Consider the following 17,639-nt stretch of genomic DNA (forward strand, 5'->3'; position numbering starts at 1 on the left):
GCACCAACGGACGCGACACCAGGGACGACGACCGCGTGGCGAGACGGATCCCTATCCGTCGACACCGCGGCACTGGTGAGTCGGTCGGATCTGGTCTTACAGAAGGCGCCGTGGCGCACGGACCAAGCCGTCCCTCTCGGCACCGGTTCCGTCGGCGCAGCCGTGTGGAGCCAGGACGGCTTCACGGCTCAACTCAACCGCGGAGACGTCTATCCAGACATGCAGTCGGCCGGACAGCTCGTCATCCCAGGCCTGTTCACCATGGCCGAAGCCGACGACTACTCCGGCCGGTTGTCGATGCATGACGCGACGCTGACGCAGAGCGGCGCGGGTATCACTGCGCGCACGTGGATGCCCGCCGGAAGCGAGCAATTGATCGTCGAGGTCAGCGGCGTCGATCCTCGCGAGACGCAAGAGGTCATGCTGAGACTGTGGGACGGCCGGTTCCCACAAGCGGTCGCCCGCGGGAACGTGGCTGCGCTCGCCGAGACGTTCCAGGACGAACGGAACGGTCGCGTGACCGGACAGGTCGCGGCAGTGAAGGCCGACGCCCGCGATCCGCGCGCCACGGTGGTCGACGACCGCGAGGTCAAGCTCGAGTTCTGCCCGCGCCAGGACGGAACGTTCCGTCTCGTGGTGGGCATCCCGTCCTGGGATGGCTCCAAGCTGGAGCGCACGTTGGCTCACGCGGTCCAGGAACGCGGCAACCCTCGCCAGGCGCATGAGAAGTGGTGGCGTGACTTCTGGCAGAACGCAGCCCCCATGCGCTGGGACTCCGAGGACGGCACCGCCCGGTATTTCGAGACCCTGCGAGTTCAGCAGCTCTACATGGGCGCCTCGTCACAGCGAGCGGCTGTTCCGACGAGCCACGGTGGCGTGACGAGCATCTTCTCCTCGACCCGCGACAGCATCCACTGGTCCGCCGACAGCTGGTGGCACTTCAACCTGCGGCAGCCCGTGTGGACGAACTTCGGCGCGGGTACGGCCGAACTCAACGAGTCCTACGTCAATCTCTACCTCGACCGCCTCGAGGACATGGAGGCCTGGACGCGGCAGCACTGGCCCGCGGCCGAGGGCATCTGCGTTCCCGAGTTCCTGCGTTACGACGGCACCGCCGAGGCGTGCCGTGCCGACGACGAGCCCTCTCACGTCAACCGCATCCTCAGCACCGGCGCCGAGGTGTCGCACAACCTGTGGCTGCAGTACCGGCACACCGGTGACGAGAAGCTTTTGAAGCGCAGCTACCCGCTCATGGCTCAGGTCGCACGTTTCTATCTGTCGGTGCTGGAGCCGGACGCCGACGGCATCCTTCACCTCCACCACGCGAACGCGCTGGAGGTCCAGTGGGACACCACCGACCCCACGCCGGACGTCGCCGGCATGCGAACGATGTTCCCGATCGTCGCCGATCTTGCGCAGAAGTACGGCGACCACGATCTCGCCCGCCAACTCCATGACGCCATCGAGAAGCTCCCGGAGTTGCCGACGACCGAGCGGAACGGGCAGCAGGTGATCGCGTGGTCCGCGACCGACGAACCGGCGCACAACACCCAGAATCCCGATCTGGAGGCCGTGTGGCCGTGGGGCGTTGCAGGCGCAGCGGACGAGATCGCGCACGCCACGTTCGAGAACCGCGTGCACGACCAGACGCGGGAGTGGGCGTCGGACGCTCAGTGGGCGGCCCGGCTCGGCCGCGCGGACGACATGCGCGAGCTCCTCGTGCGCGGAACCACCGACTTCCAGGCCTTCGCGAACGGCTTCAGCGCCCACAACCGTCGGGCCGACCCGCTGCGCGGCGGAGAGTTCTACGACGGTTGGAACGCGGTCGTGGCCTCCACGCTGCAGGACGCACTGGTCCGCGAGGACGACGGGACCATCACCGTCGCAGGATCGTTGCCGCAAGACTGGGACGTCACCGGGGCCGTCGAGGTTCCCGGCGGCCACCGGATCAGCGTCGAGGCCCACGACGGCCGAGCCACCCTGGTCGGAATCGAGGCCGGCAGTTCCGAGAAGGTGACGCTGGCGAACCCGTGGCCCGGCGAGGAGATCCAGCTGACCGACGGACGCGGCCGCCGTGTGCTGGCTGAGACGACCGGCCCGTCGCTCGAGCTCCAGGCGAAGGAGGGACAGTCCTACGTCGTGCAGCGATCGAGTGCGCCGCTGAGCCAGTTCCGCTTCGCAGCGCTCGGCGGTGCGAAGGCCGAGCAGGTCCAGCACCTCGGCAATCGCTCCTACGGCGTGGACTCGGGAGTGCCGCAGATCATGAGCGACGTCGTTCGGGTCCTGCAGCCGTGGGACGTGCGTCCGTTGCTTCGTGCGGCGAACGGCGCGCTCACCTACACCGATCGCAGTTACACGATCACGTCGCTGCCTGAGGCGTTGGAAGGTTCGGCCCTCATCCGCGGCATCAACGGCGACGGCAAGGTGACGTCCGCGGATTACCTCTCGCTGCAGATCGAGCGTCCTGCCACGGTGTTCGTGGCATTCGCGGCGAACGGCGAAGGAGTGTGGTGGCCCGCGTGGCTGGAGACCGACGGCTGGCAACGGACCGGGGACGTGGTGGCGACGACCGACCGGCCGATGGTGGTGTTCCGCAAGGACGTGGAGCCCGGTCGTGTGACCCTCGGCGGTAACTCCGGCGTGGAGGGGCAGGGCGGCAGCAGCTACATCACGTTCGTGTCAGCCCGGGACTGACGCCCCATCACTGAGCCCCCGCCGAGCCGGCGGGGGCTCAGTGGTGTCAGGGGCGAGCGAGGGGATCGTTGCCGTGAGGATTCAAGGCCGTCACTGTGGCCGTGATCCACGGCCACAGCGGCAGGCTCGACAGGGCGTGCTGCAACTCGGCCTCGTCGGCCGCGCGCCACAGACCGATGTTGCGCCATCCGCCCGCGGGCGGGCGCCAGAGCCGCACGAGGAAACCCTCGCTGGCGAGCTCCGTGGCTCGTCGCGCCTCAGCAGCGCGCAACGCCTCGAACTCGGCCGATCCGATATCAGCGGGGAGGTCGAGTTCCATCTCGACGAGGAACTCCCGTGGCCCGGTCGTCATCGCGGGGCAGGGCCGGTCGACGCCCGGATGGTCAGCTCCATCGGCTGCGCGACCACCTCTTCGATGGGCTCGTCGGCGGGTGTGCGTGCGAGCAGGTCGATCGCGCGCGCACCGAGCTCGTGCAACGGCATCTTGACGGTGGTGAGCGCGGGGGACACGTACTCCGCGATCTCCGCGTCGTGCACCGCGATGAGCGAGACGTCCGCCGGAATCTCGACCCCGGCTTCGCGGAGGGCCTCCATCGCGCCCAAGGCCGACGGGACGTTGGCGGCCACGACAGCGGTGAAGGCGGGTCCCGCACGCAGCGCCGACGCCATGGCCTCCCGGCCGCCCGCCGCGCTGTAGTCGCCGTTCAAGCGCACCTCGGGCACGTCCAGGCCGGCGTCGCGGAGCGCCGCCTCGAATCCCGCGCGCCGGCGCTGGGCGGTGTCCGCGTCGTCCGGTCCGCCGAGGAACACGATGCGGCTGTGGCCGAGCCCGATCAGGTGGTCGACGGCCATCCGCGACGCGCGTGCGTCGTCGAGGACGACGTATCGCCGGCCACCGGGAACGGCGCGGTTCACCAGGACATAGGGCACGGCGAGGCGGGACATGTCGAGCGTGGGGCCGCCGGCCACCAGCAGTCCGTCCACCCGGCCGCCGTCGACGGCGTCGTACCACGCCGCCGGGTCCCAGCCCGAGCCCGTCGACGTCATGACGACGCTGCCGCGGGCTGCCGCGGCCTCCTCGGCCCCGGAGATGATGTGGGCGTAGACGGGGTTGGTGAAGTCCGGGATCACGAGCCCGTACGCGCCCGCGCGCGCCGACCGCAGGCTTCGGGCGATCGCGTTCGGCCGGTAGCCGAGCATGGACGCCTGCTCGAGGATCCGCTGGCGGGTCTCTTCACGGACCCGCACCGACTCACCGCGTAGCACGCGCGAGACCAGCGAGACGTCGACCTGAGCCGCTTTGGCCACGTCAGCCAACGTGACCCGCGCTGAGGTAGCCATCGTCTCCTCCCCTCCTCGATCTCAGGCCGGGGGTGGCTGAACCAGCTCGAGCGTGATGTCGTCCGGGTCAAGAAAGTAGCACGTATAACCCCCGCGGTTACGCCCCTCGGTGATCGCCTGCGGCGGCGACACGAACCGCACGCCGCGCGCCTCGAGCCGTTCGTGTTCGGCGAGGGCATCCTCGACGCAGAACGCCATGTGCGAAGCCCCCGGCCGATGGCGGCCGGGGCCGAACGGCTCACCCTGGGGCGTCACGTACTGCACCAGCTCGAGGTCGTGCGTGGACGCGGCGCGGGGCTGCCCGGGAACGGCGAGCTGCGCGATCCGCAGCGACGCGTCCTCGTACCCGACTAGTGCCCGCGTGTACGCGTTGTCCTGGTCCTGCTGATGGACGAGTTCGAGACCGAGAACGTCGGTGTAGAAGGCGACGGAGCGGTCGATGTCCGCCACGGTGAAGCTGAAATGCCACACGCCCTTCATGACCGCACCACCTCGCGCAACGCCGTCTCGATCTCGTCCGTCTGCGGCAGGAGCGCTGCCGCGAGCTGGGGTGCGGACGGGATCCGCGAGTCCTTCAACGCGACGCGGCGCGGCGGCACGGCCAGCTGGGCACCGGATTCGACGACCCGGCTCACCACCTCGGCACCGAACCCGCCGGTCCGCGCGGCCTCGTGGACGACGACGAGTCGTCCCGTGCGCCCCACGCTCTCGAGAACCGCCTCGTCGTCGAAGGGGTTGAGCCAGACCGCCTCGATCACATCGACCCCGACCCCGTCGGCTTCGAGTCGATCAGCCGCATCGAGGACCTTCTGCGTGATGGCACCCCACGTCACGACGGTGACGTCGTCACCGCTGCGCGGACGGCGATGGCCGCCGATCGGCGCGATCGGCTGACCGACGGTGACTTCCTGCTTCGTGCCGGCGTACAGCGTGCGGTTCTCGATCACGACCGTCGGGTCATCGCATGCGATGGCCGAGAGCAGCAGGTCGTAGGAGTCCTGCGCGGTCCGCGGCATGCAGACGCGAATGCCGGGAACGTGCAGCAGCAGCGCCTCGAGATTCTGGGAGTGCTGCGCGCACGCCGCCGGTGCGGTGCCCTGCTGGGTGCGGATCGTCAGCGGCGCAGCGGTGCGCCCCTCCGAGACGTAGCGGACGTTGGCCGCCTGGTTGACGATCTGATCGAACGCCACGAGCGAGAAGTCGATCCACATGATCTCGACGATCGGCCGGCGCCCGAAGCTGGCGGCACCCACGGCGGCGCCGAGCATCGCGGTCTCGCTGATCGGGGTATCGAACACCCGGTCACCGAACCTTTTCTGCAGGCCGCGAGACACGCCGAAGACGCCTCCCGGCTTCCCGACGTCCTCGCCGTACAGCAGCGTCTCGGGCATCTCCTCGAGGGCGCGCGCGAGGGCGGCGTTCACGGCACCGCCCACGTTGAGCTTGACGATCTCAGGCATACAGGTGCTCCTTGGCGGTAGCGGGGTCGACGAGGGGGTCGGCGAGAGCGGCCGCGGCGGCACGGTCCATCTCCTCACGCGCGCGGCGCTCGCACCGGTCGAGCGTCTCCTGCCCCACGCCCGAGGCGAGGAGCGTGCGCGTCAGCGCGGCGATGGGTTCCACCTCGCGGTCGGCGTCGAGCTCACCCGCCGGCCGGTACTGCTCGGCGTCGCCGATGTAGTGGCCGACGAGGCGCTGCGTGTGCGCCTCGATGAAGGAGGGGCCGCGTCCTGCGACGGCCGACTCGACCGAGAGACGGACCGCCGTCCGGACCTGCGCGAGGTCGTTGCCGTCTACGCGGACGGCCGGGATACCGAGCGCCGTCGCGCGCTGCGACAGGTCCGGGTTGGCGACCATGTCATTGATCGGCGTCAGCTCGGAGTAGCGGTTGTTCTCGCAGATGAAGATCACGCCGAGACCGAAGGCGGCCGCGAAGTTCATCGCCTCGGTGACCGCGCCCTGATTCATGGCACCGTCGCCGAACACGGTCATCGCGATGCGGCCGCTGCCGTCGTACCGGGCGGCGAGTGCGGCGCCGACGGCGATGGGGGCGCCGGCCCCGACGATCGAGTTCTCGCCGTGGAACCCGTGCTGGGGTGCCGAGAAGTGGGCCGATCCGCCGCGTCCACCGTTGACGCCGCTGACCCGCCCCAGCACCTCGCCGAAGATCTCGCGCGGCGGCACGCCTCGGGCGACGGCCCAGCCGTGCCCCCGGTAGGTGGCGTAGAGCGCGTCGTGGGCGCGCAGTTCGCTACAGGCTCCGACCGCGACAGACTCCTGCCCGATCGCGAGGTGGACCGATCCGACCACCTGGTCGGCGAGGCGGAGCTCGCGGATCTTCTCTTCCAACGCGCGGATGCGCCACATCGCGGACAAGTCGTCGAGACCGCGGGTGATGATGTCGTTCATGCGGGGTCCTTCCAGGGTCGGGGGTGGGTCGCGAGCTCGCTTCGCCACGCGCCCACGGCGGCAGCCGCGATCTGCGACGCGTCGCCCGTCGCTGTCGTCGCGTCGAGTTCGATGGAGGGCAGGTGCGGATGATCGGCGAGCCACGCGGTCAAGACCTGCTGCAGCGTGACGCACTCCCGCCTCGCCTGCTGAGCGAGGGCGTAGACGGCGTCGTGAGCCTCTTCTCGTCCCAAGTGCGGTGCGAGGGCGATCATCGCCGACTCGCTCATGATGAGGCCGCCGTCGGCGTCGAGGTTGGCGCGCATCCGGTCCGGGTGCACCGCCAGGGTCTCGACCAGTTCGGCGGCCAGGGCGAGGGCAGAGGCCGTGTCGACGAACAGCGCCGGGATGAGGGACCACTCGATCTGCCACTCACCGGCCGACCGCTCGTGGCCGACCTCCGCCGCCCGGGACAGACCCGTGAAGGCCGTCCGGGCCGACACCGCGAAGCCGATGATCGATTCGCTGAAGATGGGGTTCGACTTCTGCGGCATCGTCGACGAAGCGCCGCGGTGGTGCCCCACCGCTTCGGTCACCTCGCCGATCTCCGTCCGCGACAGGTCTGTCACCTCCCGGGCGAGTCGAGAGGCGCTGGTGGCGCTGCCGACACACACCGCGGCCACATGGACGATCGCATCGCGCGAAGCGTGCCAGGGGACCGTCGCGTCGACGAGCCCGAGACGCTCGGCGACGATCGTGCGGATCTTCGCGGCTCGGTCACCCAGCGCGTCCGACGTTCCCCCGGCCCCGAACAGCGAGACCCGACGAACGTCGTCCCGGCACTCGAGGAGGCGAGAACGGTGGCGCGTCACCTCAGCGAGATAGACGCCGAGCTTGGCTCCCAACGTCGTCGGAACCGCCTGCTGACCGTGGGTCCGGCCGGCCATCACCGTCTCGGCATGCTCGGCCGTGAGAGCGGCGAGGGCGTCGCCGAGGCTCCTGAGCCGACGCTCGAGCACCGCCAACGCAGCGTCGAGCTGCAGCGCCAGACCGCTGTCCATGATGTCCTGCGTGGTGGCGCCGAGGTGAACGCTGCCGCGGTGCTGCGGCGCCAACGCCGCATCGAGCTGTCGGACCAGGCCGAGGATCGGGTAGCCGACGTTGCGGGCACTCTCCCAGAGGGCGTCCTCGTCGATGCTCGCCGGATCGGCGCACACCTGCTCGATCGCAGCGGCCCGTTCCGGGTCGATGATCCCGAGCCGGCCTTGCGCGTGTGCCAGTGCGGCCTCGACCTTCTTCCAGCCGTCGATCGTGTTCGAGGCGGAGAAGACGGCGGCCATCTCACGGTCGCCGTACAGCTCGGCCAGCAGGTCCAGCCCGCGGGCGGGCATGGGTGTCGTCATCAGTGCATCTCCAGTCCGCCGTCGACGTTGATCGCCTGTCCGGTCACGAAAGCCGACCCCTCGCCGGCGAGAAAAGCCACCACGCGGGCGAGTTCGTCGGGATCACCGACGCGCCCGAGTGCCGTTCGAGCGGCCAGCTCCGACAGGTACTGCTCCCCGGCACCGGGACCGAACTGCTCGTCGCGATCGCGGATGATGCCGGCCCACATGTCGGTGAGGAAGACGCCGGGGCACACGGCATTCACCCGAGCCCTCGGCCCGTACGCCAGGGCAGCGGACTTGGTGAACGACAGCAGGGCCGCCTTCGAAGCCGCATAATCGGCGGCGTTCGGGCGCCCGGAGCGTCCGGCGACCGAGGAGATCAGCACGATGCTCCCGTTCTCCATCAGATCGGCCGCTCCTTGAACCGTTGCCACCACACCGCCGAGATTGACATCCAAGGTGCGGTCCCACTGCTCCGCGGAGATCTGTGACAGCGGCGTGGTGCGCATGATGCCGACCGCGCTGACGAGCACGTTGAGCCGGGACGCGCCCGCCGCGGCCAGTGCCTTCTCGGGGAGAGCCCGGCACTGCTCACGCTCGGAGAGATCGACGCCGAGGGCGTGGACGGTGCAGCTCTCGGAGGTCACGGCCTCGGACAGTTCCGCCGCGGCCCGGTCGAGTCGCTCGGACGGCAGATCCGCCAGCACGATGTCCGTCGCATCCTCCGCGAGACGGGCGGCGCACGCGCGTCCCAGGCCACCGGCTCCGCCGGTGATGAGAACGGTGCGGGGCGCGCTCATGCGTCGACCTTCTGAGCCTCGTGGGTGGACATCGACGTGTAGAGCGCCTCGACGAGCGCGAGGGTGCCGAGGTTGTCGGCCGCCGCGGTGGGCGCCTCCGTTCCGTCGGCGATCGCGCGGAGCAACCCGGCCATCGGCCCGACGAAGGCGTCCGGGATCCAACGGCGGGTCACCGGGTACGGCAACCAACCGTCGGTGGGAAGCACGCGGCTGAACAGTTCGAGGGTGTCGGGCCTGCCGTGCGGGTAGTCATAGAGCAGTCCGAGGGTGCCGCGCACGGAGCCCTCCGACCCGTCGATCCGGAACTCGGCGCGGAAGTCCCCGGCGATGTTCTCGTGGTTGACGTGCAGCACCGCGCTGACCCCGTCGGGATAGACGAGGGTCGACATCGTGCGGGTCTCACCGCGTGCCGCCTGACCTGGCCGGGATCCGCCCACGCAGAAGACCCGTTCGGGGTCTCCGAGAATGGAGCGGATCGAATCCAGGTAGTGGATCGAGTGGTAGCTGATCTCGAGGCGATCGGAGGTCAGCAGCCAGGGCCAGTCCGACCAGTCCGTGACGATATCGGTGCGGAACTCGATGGCCGTGGGACGTCCGATCCAACCGCGCTGCACGATCGAGCGCGCCGCTGCGATGCCCTCCTCGAAACGCATCTGCTGGTTGACCGCGACGTGGACGCCGGCTGCACGCGCCAGCTCAACGAGTTCACGACCGGTCTCCAGGTCCGGGGCGAACGGCTTCTGGCAGAGCATGTGCTTGCCCCGCGCGACCGCTTGCCGCACGATCTGCGGCTGGGCGCTGGCGACCACAGCGATGTCGACGATCTCGACTGCCGGGTCGTCGAGCAGGTCCTCCAGCGACGTATGGATGGTCGGGATGCCGTGGCGAGACGCGACATCGGCCGCTCGCTCGGTGTCGAGGTCATAGATCGCGACGACCTCCAGACCGGCCGCCGCATAGGCGGGCAGGTGCGCATTGTCGACGATGGCTCCGGCGCCGATCACGCCGATCCGACGGCGTAGTTCCGGTGGCACGGCGAGGTCGACGTCGTGGGCGACGTCCGACCAGATCTCGGGTCCGCTCATGCGGGCACCTCCTGCGTGATGCGGTAGACAGCGGCTGCGGTGTCGGCCAGGATCGCGGCTCGTTCCTCGGTGGTCAGCGGCTCCAGGAGCTCACACAGAACCTCCCACCAGCGGGCGTAACCGCCGCCGAGGACGCTCACCGGCCAGTCGGTCCCGAACATCAACCGCTCGGCGCCGAAGCACTCGAGCGCGATGTCGAGGGCGGGCCGAAGATCTGCCGCGGTGTACCCCGGCGCGGCGGCGGTATCCAGGCCGGAGACCTTGGCGGTGACCTGGGGGTACGCCGCGGCGCGGCGCAGCGATGCCTCCCACTCGCGGAGATCACCTGCTGCCAGCGGCGGCTTGGCCAGGTGATCGATGACCAGTCGGAGCTCAGGAAAACGCTCAGCGAGCACGGGGACGAGCTCCAGATGACGCGGGACCACGGCGATCACGTCGTACGAGAGACCGGCCTGCTCCACTCGGGCCAGACCACGTGCCACGTCGGCTCGCACGAGCCAGTCCGGGTCCGGCTCGTCGTGGTTCTGATGACGGACTCCGACGATGCGCCGGTCGGTGGCGTACTCCTCGAGGACCTGCGCAGTCGCCGCTTCGTCGGTCAGCGGGGCCCAGGCCACGATGCCCACGACCCGCTCCCACCGGTCTGCCGCGCCGATCATCGCGCGGGTGTCGGCCAGGTTCCCGGCCGCCTGGACGAGCACGATGTCGTCCACGCCGCTGGCGGCGACCAGCGGTTCGGCGTCCTCCACCTGGAAGCTGCGGTAGATGGCTCCGGCCTCGGGCGTGAGCCAGGAGTACTCGCCGGTCTCCAGGTCCCACAGGTGTTGATGCGCGTCGATGACACGCAGACCGTCGATCATCGCTCCTCCTGTTCTCGCATCGACCAGACCAGCCGCGGCGCGCGCAGCGGCGGGATGGCGTCGACCTCCCTGAACCCCTCGACGAGTTCGGCCATCTGCTCCTGCCAGCGCACATCAGCCGGATGACCCGCGATGCGTTCCGCGACCGCCTCGTAGTCGTCGGTGTCGATGACGTGGAGCAGGTCGCGCCCATCGCGCCAGATCGCCCAGTCCCGGACTCCCGCGCTGCGCAGCAGGGCGAGGAGATCGGCGGGGATCTCCCGATGCTCCCGGTCGTAGTCCTCCTCGCGCCCCGAGATCAGCACGCTGTGCAATACCGCGGCCCTCATCGCTGCTCGCTGGAGCCCGTCGCCACGAGGTCGGCTTCGCGTTCCGCGGCCGACCCGGACGGACGGTCATTCGGCGCCGGTGCCACAGTTCGCAACTTCACACGCTGCCGCCGGCGGAGCGCGATCGTGTACATGCCGGCCGCGACGATCAGCACGACACCTTGAATGAGGCCCTGGTAGTTCGCCCCGAGGTTGAGGATGTTGAAGCCGTTGGCGAGCGTGATGAGGATCAGCGCCCCGATCAACGACTTCACGACACTGCCCAGTCCGCCGAACAGCGAGGTGCCGCCGAGGATCGCCGCCGCCAGGGCGGTCAGCTCGAACCCGTTGAGGCCCGTGGGGTTGATCGAGGTGAGCCGGGACGCGTAGAGGACACCGACGAACGCGGCGGCGACGCCGTTGAGCACGAACGGGACGACGCGATAGCGGTTGACGGCGATGCCCGACAGCCGCGCGGCCTCCGCGTTCCCGCCCGTGGCGTAGAGCCGGCGGCCGATCGTCGTGAACCGCAACACCCAGGCGGCGACTGCGACGATGACCAGCATGTAGATGGCGCGCTGGCTGAGCTCGATGGTCAGGATGAGCACTGGCGAGAGTGCGACCAGCAGAACGCCGGCACCGAGGGGTACGAGCACGTTCAGTTGCGTCACCGGTCGACCTGCGCGACGCGTGCTCCACCAGCGCCACGCGCCCCACAGCAGCAGCGCCACTCCGGCGATCAGGTACAGGTTCGGGGTCACCCAGCGAGACGCGTCCAGGGCCCGCAAGCTGTCCCGCGCGGCTCCCGTCTCAGCGGTGATCGTGCGGCCGTCGGTGAGGATGAGGACCAGACCTCGCACAGCCGTCATCGTTCCCAACGTCACGATGAAGGCGTTGATGCCGATGTATTGGACCACCACCCCGTTGAACAGGCCGACGCCGGCTCCGACGAGGAGTGCGGCCACGAAGGCCCCCCAGAAACCGAGCGACGGCATCAGGACGAGGCAGGTCGCGGCTCCGAGCGCCGCCACGGAGCCGACCGACAGGTCGAAGTTGCCCGAGATCAGCACGATCGTGGTCGTCACCGCGATGATCCCCAGCAACGCGGCCTGATCCATCACATTGGAGATGTTGTTGGGTGAGACGTAGCTCGGCCGCCCGGACATCGCGGTGGCCACGCTGAGCACGGCGACGAGCACACAGAAGGCGTAGACGACGCCGGCGTTGCTCAGCTGCAGCCAGGACGGCAGCGAGCGCCCGGCGGTACGGAGTTCAGGCATGAGTGACCTCTCGTGGGGTGGACCCCAGCCCATGCGCCAGGGTGATGAGTTCTTCCTCGGTGGTGCGATGCGCCTCGACGTCGGCGACGATCCGGCCGCCCCGGACGACGAGGACCCGTGTCGCGACCGAGAGCAGCTCCTCGAAGTCGCTGCACGCGACCACGACGGCCTGCCCTTGGGCGGCGAGCTGAGCGACGACGCCCAGCAGATCGGCCTTGGCGCCGACGTCGATACCCGCGGTGGGCTCGTCGAGCAGCCAGACCCGCGTCGGCGCGTGCATCCATTTGGCGAAGACGACCTTCTGGGCATTGCCGCCCGACAGCTCGCTCGGCAGTGCATCGGGGCCCGAGGCGACGATGCCCAGCTCCTCGATCGCCCGCTGCGCTCGTTCGCGCTCGTGACGCTCTCGCGGCAGTAGCCGGCGCAGCGAGAACCGGTCGAGGTACGGGATGCTGATGTTCTTCCACAGCGGCTGATCGACGAACAGCCCCTGCGACACGCGGTCCTCCGGCACGTAGGCGATCCCGGCGTGCACCGCCGCCCGCGGGTTGGCGGCCACCGCGTGACCGTCGACACGGACCGTGCCGGTACGAGTGGAGTCCGCCCCGAACACGGCGTTGAGGATCTCGGACCGGCCCGAGCCGAGGAGGCCGGCGAGACCGACCACCTCCCCGGCGCGGACCGTGAACGACACCTCGCTGACGCCGACCTCGGCCCCCAGCTGCTCGACCTCCAGCACGGTCTCCCGCCCCTCGCTCGCCTCAGCGACGTGGCGCTGTGCAGCCAGGAGTTCACGGCCCGCGATGGCCTGGACGAGTTCGCTCTCGTCCAGGTCGGCCGTCGGACGGTCGAGGATCGCCCGACCGTCGCGCAGCACCGTCACGTGGTCGGTGATCTCGAGGATCTCGTCGAGGAAGTGCGAGATGAAGATGAAGGTCGTGCCGTCGGCCGCGAGGCGGCGCACCGCATCGAGAACGATCAGCCGCTCCGACGCCGACAAGGAGGCGGTCGGCTCGTCCATGATCACGAGCTCGGCCCCCAGGGCGAGCGCCTGGAGGATCGCCACCATCTGCCGCGAGCCGATGGGCATCGTGCCCACCTGCTGATCAGGGTCGATCTCATAGCCGAGCCGCTCGACGAGCGCGGAGAAGCGCTCTCGCATCGAGAGGGTCATCCGGTGCGGTCCGCCTTCGGACAGGAAGACGTTCTCCAGTGCGCTGAGGGTCGGCACCAAGGGAACGTGCTGGTGGATCGTCGCCAGCCCTGAGGCGACGACCTCACCGGGGTTCCTCCACTGCACCGGCCGGCCCTTCCAGCGGATCTCCCCTTCGCTCGGCGGCTGGACGCCGCTCACGCACTTGATCAGCGTGGACTTGCCCGCGCCGTTCGCCCCGACGAGCCCGTGCACCGAACCGGCGGTGACGGCCAGATCGACGCCGCGGAGGGCGCGGGTGCCGTTGGGGAAGGTCTTGGTCAAGTCGACGAGCTCCAAGACTGGCGTGGCCGAGTCCGTGCTGCTCATGGCGATCTCCTGTCGGTCAGAGGGGTGGCGTCAGCGAAGCTCGCGCCTCACCACTGCGGGACGCACTCGTCGACGTTGCTCTGATCGATGGCGGGCGTCTCGTAGGTGACGAACTGCGCCTCCTCGGTCGTCTCACCGGTCAGGTAGTCGTACATCGTCTGCATGGCGAGCTCACCGAGATCGCGGGGCTTGAAGCACACCGTGCCGAAGATCTTGCCGCTGGTCACGCCGTCGACGCCCAGCTTCGATCCGCCGATCCCGACGACCTTGGCGTCGCTGCCCGCCGACTCGACAGCGTTGGCGCAACCGACCGCCATGTCGTCGCTCTCGGCGTAGAACAGGTCGATGTCGGGGTCGCTGGCGAGCATGTTCTGGCACGCCGACTGCGCACCCTCCGCGGTCCAGTCACCAGGCTGGCTGGCCACCACGTCGAAGTTGACACCGGCCTCCTTCGCCGGATCGAGGAAACGGGCGAACCGGAGCTCGACCTCGGCGAAACCGGCTGCTCCCTCGACGACCGCGAGCTTTCCGCCCTCGGGGGCGGCCTTCAACGCCAGCTCACCCGCGGTCGCTCCCGCGTCGAGCTCCTGCTGCGTCACGAGCGCGGCGAGCGTGGGGTACACATCATCGAGTTCACGCTCCTTCGGGTCGCCCACCTGCGAGGCGACGGCCACCGTCGGGATGCCGGCCGCGTCGAGTTGATCGGCGAGCCCGACTGCGACGCCGGAGTCGACCGGGAGCAGCAGCACGCCGTCAGGCTGCTGGTTGATCAGGTCCTGAACGTCGTTGGCCTGCTTCTCGGTCTTCCCCTGACCGTCGAGTTCGACGAGCTCGACGCCGAGTTCGTCGGCCTTCGCCCGGATTCCCTCGCCGATGGACGAGGGGAACGGGAAGCTGAGTCCGAGGTTGGCGACGCCGACCGTGAGGTCCTCGCTCGACGACGACTCCTCGCCGCCGGCTTGGCCGCAGGCGGACAGAGCGAGGACCGCCGCCGTAAGAGCGGTCGCAGTGATGGGCTTGCGCATGTGATTCTCCATTCGGTGAGCCGAGTGGTGGGCGAGGAGCCCCCTCCCAGCGACCGGGGTCTCCGTGGACGACGCCGAACCGCGGGCCGCATCTCCCCCCCCGGAGAGTGTTCGGTCCGTGGTCAAACGTTTGATCATGGACATTACGTGACCGTCGTCACCATGGCAAGGGTTTTGTCCAAACTCGTTCGACGCGACGTTCGTAGCGCGCCGACGAAGGACCGCGAGGGTCAGCGCCGGTCGGCGAAGAACTGCTGAAGCAGCGCGGTGGATTCGGCGGCGAGCACCCCGGCGTGCACCTCGGGGCGATGATTCAGGCGACGGTCGCGGACGACGTCCCACAAGGACCCGACGGCGCCGGCCTTGTCGTCGAAGGCGCCGAACACCAGGCGAGCGACCCGGGCCGAGACGAGCGCGCCCGCGCACATCGTGCAGGGCTCCAACGTGACGACGAGGGTGCAGCCCTCGAGCCGCCACTCGCCGACCGCGCGAGCAGCCTGGCGCATTGCGTCGATCTCGGCGTGGCCGGTCGGGTCGGCGTCGCGTTCGCGCGTGTTACGACCCTCGCCGAGGATCTGACCGTCGGCCGAGACGACGATCGCACCGACGGGGACGTCGCCTTCGGCGCCCGCGGCCGCCGCCAGCTCCAAAGCCCGGCGCATCCAGGCCTCGTCCGGCGTCACCCGACGATCGTCTCCATCTGCTCGCGGAAGCCCAGACGCTGGGCGATGTCGAGCAGCACCTCGTCCGGGTAGAGGTCGTCGTCCTCGCACAGCAACGAGAGTTCGACCGATGCGAGCCCGAGGTCGCTGAGAATGTCGAGGTCGCCGATCGGCTCGACGGTGTCGTCATCCTCTGGGTCCGGTGCATCGAGCACCTCGGCTACGTCCGCCGCGAGCGGATAATCGAGCGCGGCCGTGTTGTCCGAGAGCAGCACGCGCACCTGAGTGCCGCTGCGGCGGACGATGACGAAGAAGTCATCCTTGACCGAGACCATGCCGAGCACACCGACCTCGGACGGGAAGCGGCGCAGCGACTCGCTCAGCCCTGCGAAGTCCTCACCGAGGCTCGGGGGAAGTTCCATGACGGACCAGTCGCCGTCGTCGCGATAGGCGGCGACCACGAAGTCCACATCGTCCTCGGCCACGATCCCTCCTCGGGCTCACCGCTGTTCCGTCCGCCATCGTGACAGACCACGGGGTACCGCCGCTAGTCGAGGACAAGTGAACCGGACCGGGGCAACGGACCGCTACCCTCGGACCATGCAGGTTCACGTCGTCGACCACCCGCTCGTCGCTCACAAGCTCACGGTGTTGCGCGAGGCGACCACCGACTCACCCACCTTCCGGCGACTGACCGAGGAACTCGTGACGCTCCTGGCGTACGAGGCGACCCGCGAAGTCCGCGTCGAACCTGCCGACATCACCACGCCCGTCGCGCCGACCAAGGGCGTCCGGCTCACGTCCCCGGCGCCGCTCGTCGTCCCGATCCTGCGGGCCGGTCTGGGAATGCTCGAGGGGATGCAGCGCCTGCTGCCCACTGCCGAGGTCGGCTTCCTCGGCATGATCCGCAACGAGGAGACCCTCAAGGCCGAGACCTACGCCGAGCGCCTTCCCGAGGACCTCTCCGGCCGGCAGTGCTACCTGCTCGACCCGATGCTCGCCACCGGCGGGACGCTCGCGATGGCGATCGACTTCCTCGTCCGCCGCGGCATCGACCACATCACCGCCATCACGCTCCTCGCGGCTCCCGAGGGCGTCCGCCGGCTCGAGAAGGAACTCGAGCACGTCGACGTCCCGGTCACGATCGTGACGGCTGCGCTCGACGAGCGTCTGGACGAGAACGGTTACATCGTCCCGGGCCTCGGCGACGCCGGCGACCGTCTCTACGGCGTCGTCTGAGAGTCCACCCCGCACCAACCCGGGCGTCAGCCCTTGGCAGATTGGTAACCATTCGGTTACGTTTCCTCCATGGATGTGTTCGACGCTCTCGCCGACCCGTTGCGCCGCGAGCTTTTGACGCAGCTTTCGTGCGGGCCGGCACGGGTGGTCGACCTCGCCGACGCGCACCCCGTCTCGCGGCCGGCCATCAGTCGGCACTTGCGCGTGCTGTCTGAGGCCGGGCTCGTCGAGGCCGACGAGCTGGGGCGCGAGCGGCACTATCGGCTGCGCACCGAGCCGCTCGCCGAGGTGCGCAGCTTCGTCACCGGACTGATGCGACAGCCGCGGCTGCCCGAACACACCCTCGACGCTCTCGCCACCGAGGTGCGCCGTACCACCCGAGACCGCCGCCGCGCCGCGGCCGCGGAGGACACCGCATGACCACCACCCCCACCGGCCGCCGCGAGCGGCGCGACGACGCCGATGCCCTCGTCTGGGAGCGCACCTTCCGCGCGCCCGTTCACGACGTGTGGGCCGCCGTCACCGAATCCGATCGGTTCGAGCGCTGGATCGGCACGTGGACCGGGGATCCGGCCGACGGCTTCGTCACCTTCACGATGAACGCCGAGGACGAGGACATTCCGCCGTCGCGCTACGACATCCGCGCATGCGAGCCGCCGCACCTCCTGCGGATCGACGCCGTGGACGATTTCGGTGCCTGGTATCTCACCCTCGAGCTCCGCGAGGAGGACGGCGTCACCACGCTCACGATGTCGCAGGTCATCGACGACGTCTCGACGATCGAGAGCACCGGCCCCGGCTGGGAGTACTACCTCGACCGGCTCGTCGCCGCCGAGTCGGGTCGCGATGCCGACACCGTCGAGTGGGACGATTACTACCCCGCCCTCCGCGACCACTACGTCGCCATCGCCGCCGCCCTCGCACCGCCCAACCCGACCAAATAGGAGGCTGCGGCCGGCTGGTCTCGATACGGCCCTCGTTCCTCGCGCCAACTCGACCACCTACAAAGCGCCGCGATGGCGCGAGAGCACGTTGCGTGACCGGTCTCGA

The 17,639-nt window shown here is 69.5% G+C and carries 19 protein-coding genes; 4 read left to right on the forward strand and 15 right to left on the reverse strand.

Annotation, left to right across the window (positions count from 1 at the left end):
- The first annotated feature begins 162 nt into the window (after positions 1 to 162).
- Positions 163 to 2,694, forward strand: coding sequence for a glycosyl hydrolase family 95 catalytic domain-containing protein (locus EHW97_RS04660; RefSeq protein ID WP_124236001.1), 2,532 nt, complete (start codon positions 163 to 165; stop codon positions 2,692 to 2,694).
- Positions 2,695 to 2,740: 46 nt separating this feature from the next.
- On the opposite strand, the gene EHW97_RS04665 is transcribed toward EHW97_RS04660, so the two are convergent.
- From EHW97_RS04665 to EHW97_RS04735, 15 genes are all read right to left on the reverse strand, one after another.
- On the reverse strand, positions 2,741 to 3,046 hold the full coding sequence (locus tag EHW97_RS04665; RefSeq protein ID WP_243696303.1) for a muconolactone Delta-isomerase family protein: 306 nt from the start codon (positions 3,044 to 3,046) through the stop codon (positions 2,741 to 2,743).
- The gene (locus EHW97_RS04670; protein WP_124236002.1) at positions 3,043 to 4,035 is read right to left on the reverse strand and encodes a LacI family DNA-binding transcriptional regulator; all 993 of its coding nucleotides are present in this window, start codon (positions 4,033 to 4,035) and stop codon (positions 3,043 to 3,045) included. Before EHW97_RS04670 ends, EHW97_RS04665 begins: the two co-directional genes overlap by 4 nt.
- Positions 4,036 to 4,056: 21 nt before the next feature.
- Positions 4,057 to 4,515, reverse strand: coding sequence for a VOC family protein (locus EHW97_RS04675; RefSeq protein WP_124236003.1), 459 nt, complete (start codon positions 4,513 to 4,515; stop codon positions 4,057 to 4,059).
- Positions 4,512 to 5,495, reverse strand: coding sequence for an alpha-ketoacid dehydrogenase subunit beta (locus EHW97_RS04680; protein ID WP_124236004.1), 984 nt, complete (start codon positions 5,493 to 5,495; stop codon positions 4,512 to 4,514). The genes EHW97_RS04675 and EHW97_RS04680 overlap by 4 nt, the downstream gene beginning before the upstream one ends.
- Complete coding sequence (locus tag EHW97_RS04685; RefSeq protein WP_124236005.1) at positions 5,488 to 6,444, reverse strand: thiamine pyrophosphate-dependent dehydrogenase E1 component subunit alpha; 957 nt, start codon at positions 6,442 to 6,444, stop codon at positions 5,488 to 5,490. Before EHW97_RS04685 ends, EHW97_RS04680 begins: the two co-directional genes overlap by 8 nt.
- The gene (locus EHW97_RS04690) at positions 6,441 to 7,826 is read right to left on the reverse strand and encodes a lyase family protein (RefSeq protein ID WP_124236006.1); all 1,386 of its coding nucleotides are present in this window, start codon (positions 7,824 to 7,826) and stop codon (positions 6,441 to 6,443) included. Before EHW97_RS04690 ends, EHW97_RS04685 begins: the two co-directional genes overlap by 4 nt.
- On the reverse strand, positions 7,826 to 8,608 hold the full coding sequence (locus tag EHW97_RS04695) for an SDR family NAD(P)-dependent oxidoreductase (protein ID WP_124236007.1): 783 nt from the start codon (positions 8,606 to 8,608) through the stop codon (positions 7,826 to 7,828). Before EHW97_RS04695 ends, EHW97_RS04690 begins: the two co-directional genes overlap by 1 nt.
- On the reverse strand, positions 8,605 to 9,693 hold the full coding sequence (locus EHW97_RS04700) for a Gfo/Idh/MocA family protein (RefSeq protein ID WP_124236008.1): 1,089 nt from the start codon (positions 9,691 to 9,693) through the stop codon (positions 8,605 to 8,607). Before EHW97_RS04700 ends, EHW97_RS04695 begins: the two co-directional genes overlap by 4 nt.
- Entirely contained in the window at positions 9,690 to 10,553 is an 864-nt protein-coding gene (locus EHW97_RS04705; protein ID WP_124236009.1) for an amidohydrolase family protein, read from the reverse strand. Before EHW97_RS04705 ends, EHW97_RS04700 begins: the two co-directional genes overlap by 4 nt.
- Positions 10,550 to 10,882, reverse strand: a complete 333-nt coding sequence (locus tag EHW97_RS04710; protein WP_124236010.1) for an L-rhamnose mutarotase — start codon at positions 10,880 to 10,882, stop codon at positions 10,550 to 10,552. Before EHW97_RS04710 ends, EHW97_RS04705 begins: the two co-directional genes overlap by 4 nt.
- A complete protein-coding gene (locus EHW97_RS04715) occupies positions 10,879 to 12,141 on the reverse strand; it encodes an ABC transporter permease (RefSeq protein ID WP_124236011.1) in 1,263 nt (420 codons plus the stop codon). Before EHW97_RS04715 ends, EHW97_RS04710 begins: the two co-directional genes overlap by 4 nt.
- Positions 12,134 to 13,663 carry a sugar ABC transporter ATP-binding protein gene (locus tag EHW97_RS04720; protein WP_124236012.1) on the reverse strand — a complete coding sequence of 510 codons (1,530 nt, stop codon included), beginning with the start codon at positions 13,661 to 13,663 and terminating at the stop codon, positions 12,134 to 12,136. Before EHW97_RS04720 ends, EHW97_RS04715 begins: the two co-directional genes overlap by 8 nt.
- Before the next feature lie 47 nt (positions 13,664 to 13,710).
- A complete protein-coding gene (locus EHW97_RS04725; protein ID WP_166367389.1) occupies positions 13,711 to 14,688 on the reverse strand; it encodes a sugar ABC transporter substrate-binding protein in 978 nt (325 codons plus the stop codon).
- A gap of 230 nt (positions 14,689 to 14,918) precedes the next feature.
- The gene (gene tadA / locus EHW97_RS04730; protein WP_279432300.1) at positions 14,919 to 15,371 is read right to left on the reverse strand and encodes a tRNA adenosine(34) deaminase TadA; all 453 of its coding nucleotides are present in this window, start codon (positions 15,369 to 15,371) and stop codon (positions 14,919 to 14,921) included.
- On the reverse strand, positions 15,368 to 15,835 hold the full coding sequence (locus tag EHW97_RS04735; RefSeq protein ID WP_124236014.1) for a tRNA adenosine deaminase-associated protein: 468 nt from the start codon (positions 15,833 to 15,835) through the stop codon (positions 15,368 to 15,370). Before EHW97_RS04735 ends, tadA begins: the two co-directional genes overlap by 4 nt.
- Positions 15,836 to 15,950: 115 nt before the next feature.
- Between EHW97_RS04735 and upp the strand changes: the two genes are divergently transcribed.
- From upp to EHW97_RS04750, 3 genes are all read left to right on the forward strand, one after another.
- Positions 15,951 to 16,589, forward strand: coding sequence for a uracil phosphoribosyltransferase (gene upp, locus EHW97_RS04740; RefSeq protein WP_124236015.1), 639 nt, complete (start codon positions 15,951 to 15,953; stop codon positions 16,587 to 16,589).
- A gap of 69 nt (positions 16,590 to 16,658) precedes the next feature.
- Positions 16,659 to 17,009 (forward strand): ArsR/SmtB family transcription factor, encoded by a 351-nt coding sequence (locus tag EHW97_RS04745; protein WP_124236016.1) that lies wholly within the window; start codon positions 16,659 to 16,661, stop codon positions 17,007 to 17,009.
- Positions 17,006 to 17,533 carry an SRPBCC family protein gene (locus EHW97_RS04750; protein ID WP_124236017.1) on the forward strand — a complete coding sequence of 176 codons (528 nt, stop codon included), beginning with the start codon at positions 17,006 to 17,008 and terminating at the stop codon, positions 17,531 to 17,533. Before EHW97_RS04745 ends, EHW97_RS04750 begins: the two co-directional genes overlap by 4 nt.
- The last annotated feature ends 106 nt before the right edge of the window (positions 17,534 to 17,639 follow it).

Origin of the sequence: Aeromicrobium camelliae, from assembly GCF_003850045.1 — a bacterium.
GTDB classification, from domain to species: Bacteria; Actinomycetota; Actinomycetes; order Propionibacteriales; family Nocardioidaceae; genus Aeromicrobium; species Aeromicrobium camelliae.

Excerpts from the sequence above, each read along its gene's own strand:
- EHW97_RS04665 (WP_243696303.1), bottom strand. The coding sequence starts at position 3,046 with ATGACGACCGGGCCACGGGAGTTCCTCGTCGAGATGGAACTCGACCTC.
- EHW97_RS04670 (WP_124236002.1), bottom strand. The coding sequence starts at position 4,035 with ATGGCTACCTCAGCGCGGGTCACGTTGGCTGACGTGGCCAAAGCGGCT.
- EHW97_RS04675 (WP_124236003.1), bottom strand. The coding sequence starts at position 4,515 with ATGAAGGGCGTGTGGCATTTCAGCTTCACCGTGGCGGACATCGACCGC.
- EHW97_RS04680 (WP_124236004.1), bottom strand. The coding sequence starts at position 5,495 with ATGCCTGAGATCGTCAAGCTCAACGTGGGCGGTGCCGTGAACGCCGCC.
- EHW97_RS04685 (WP_124236005.1), bottom strand. The coding sequence starts at position 6,444 with ATGAACGACATCATCACCCGCGGTCTCGACGACTTGTCCGCGATGTGG.
- EHW97_RS04690 (WP_124236006.1), bottom strand. The coding sequence starts at position 7,826 with ATGACGACACCCATGCCCGCCCGCGGGCTGGACCTGCTGGCCGAGCTG.
- EHW97_RS04695 (WP_124236007.1), bottom strand. The coding sequence starts at position 8,608 with ATGAGCGCGCCCCGCACCGTTCTCATCACCGGCGGAGCCGGTGGCCTG.
- EHW97_RS04700 (WP_124236008.1), bottom strand. The coding sequence starts at position 9,693 with ATGAGCGGACCCGAGATCTGGTCGGACGTCGCCCACGACGTCGACCTC.
- EHW97_RS04705 (WP_124236009.1), bottom strand. The coding sequence starts at position 10,553 with ATGATCGACGGTCTGCGTGTCATCGACGCGCATCAACACCTGTGGGAC.
- EHW97_RS04710 (WP_124236010.1), bottom strand. The coding sequence starts at position 10,882 with ATGAGGGCCGCGGTATTGCACAGCGTGCTGATCTCGGGGCGCGAGGAG.
- EHW97_RS04715 (WP_124236011.1), bottom strand. The coding sequence starts at position 12,141 with ATGCCTGAACTCCGTACCGCCGGGCGCTCGCTGCCGTCCTGGCTGCAG.
- EHW97_RS04720 (WP_124236012.1), bottom strand. The coding sequence starts at position 13,663 with ATGAGCAGCACGGACTCGGCCACGCCAGTCTTGGAGCTCGTCGACTTG.
- EHW97_RS04725 (WP_166367389.1), bottom strand. The coding sequence starts at position 14,688 with ATGCGCAAGCCCATCACTGCGACCGCTCTTACGGCGGCGGTCCTCGCT.
- upp (WP_124236015.1), top strand. The coding sequence starts at position 15,951 with ATGCAGGTTCACGTCGTCGACCACCCGCTCGTCGCTCACAAGCTCACG.
- EHW97_RS04745 (WP_124236016.1), top strand. The coding sequence starts at position 16,659 with ATGGATGTGTTCGACGCTCTCGCCGACCCGTTGCGCCGCGAGCTTTTG.
- EHW97_RS04750 (WP_124236017.1), top strand. The coding sequence starts at position 17,006 with ATGACCACCACCCCCACCGGCCGCCGCGAGCGGCGCGACGACGCCGAT.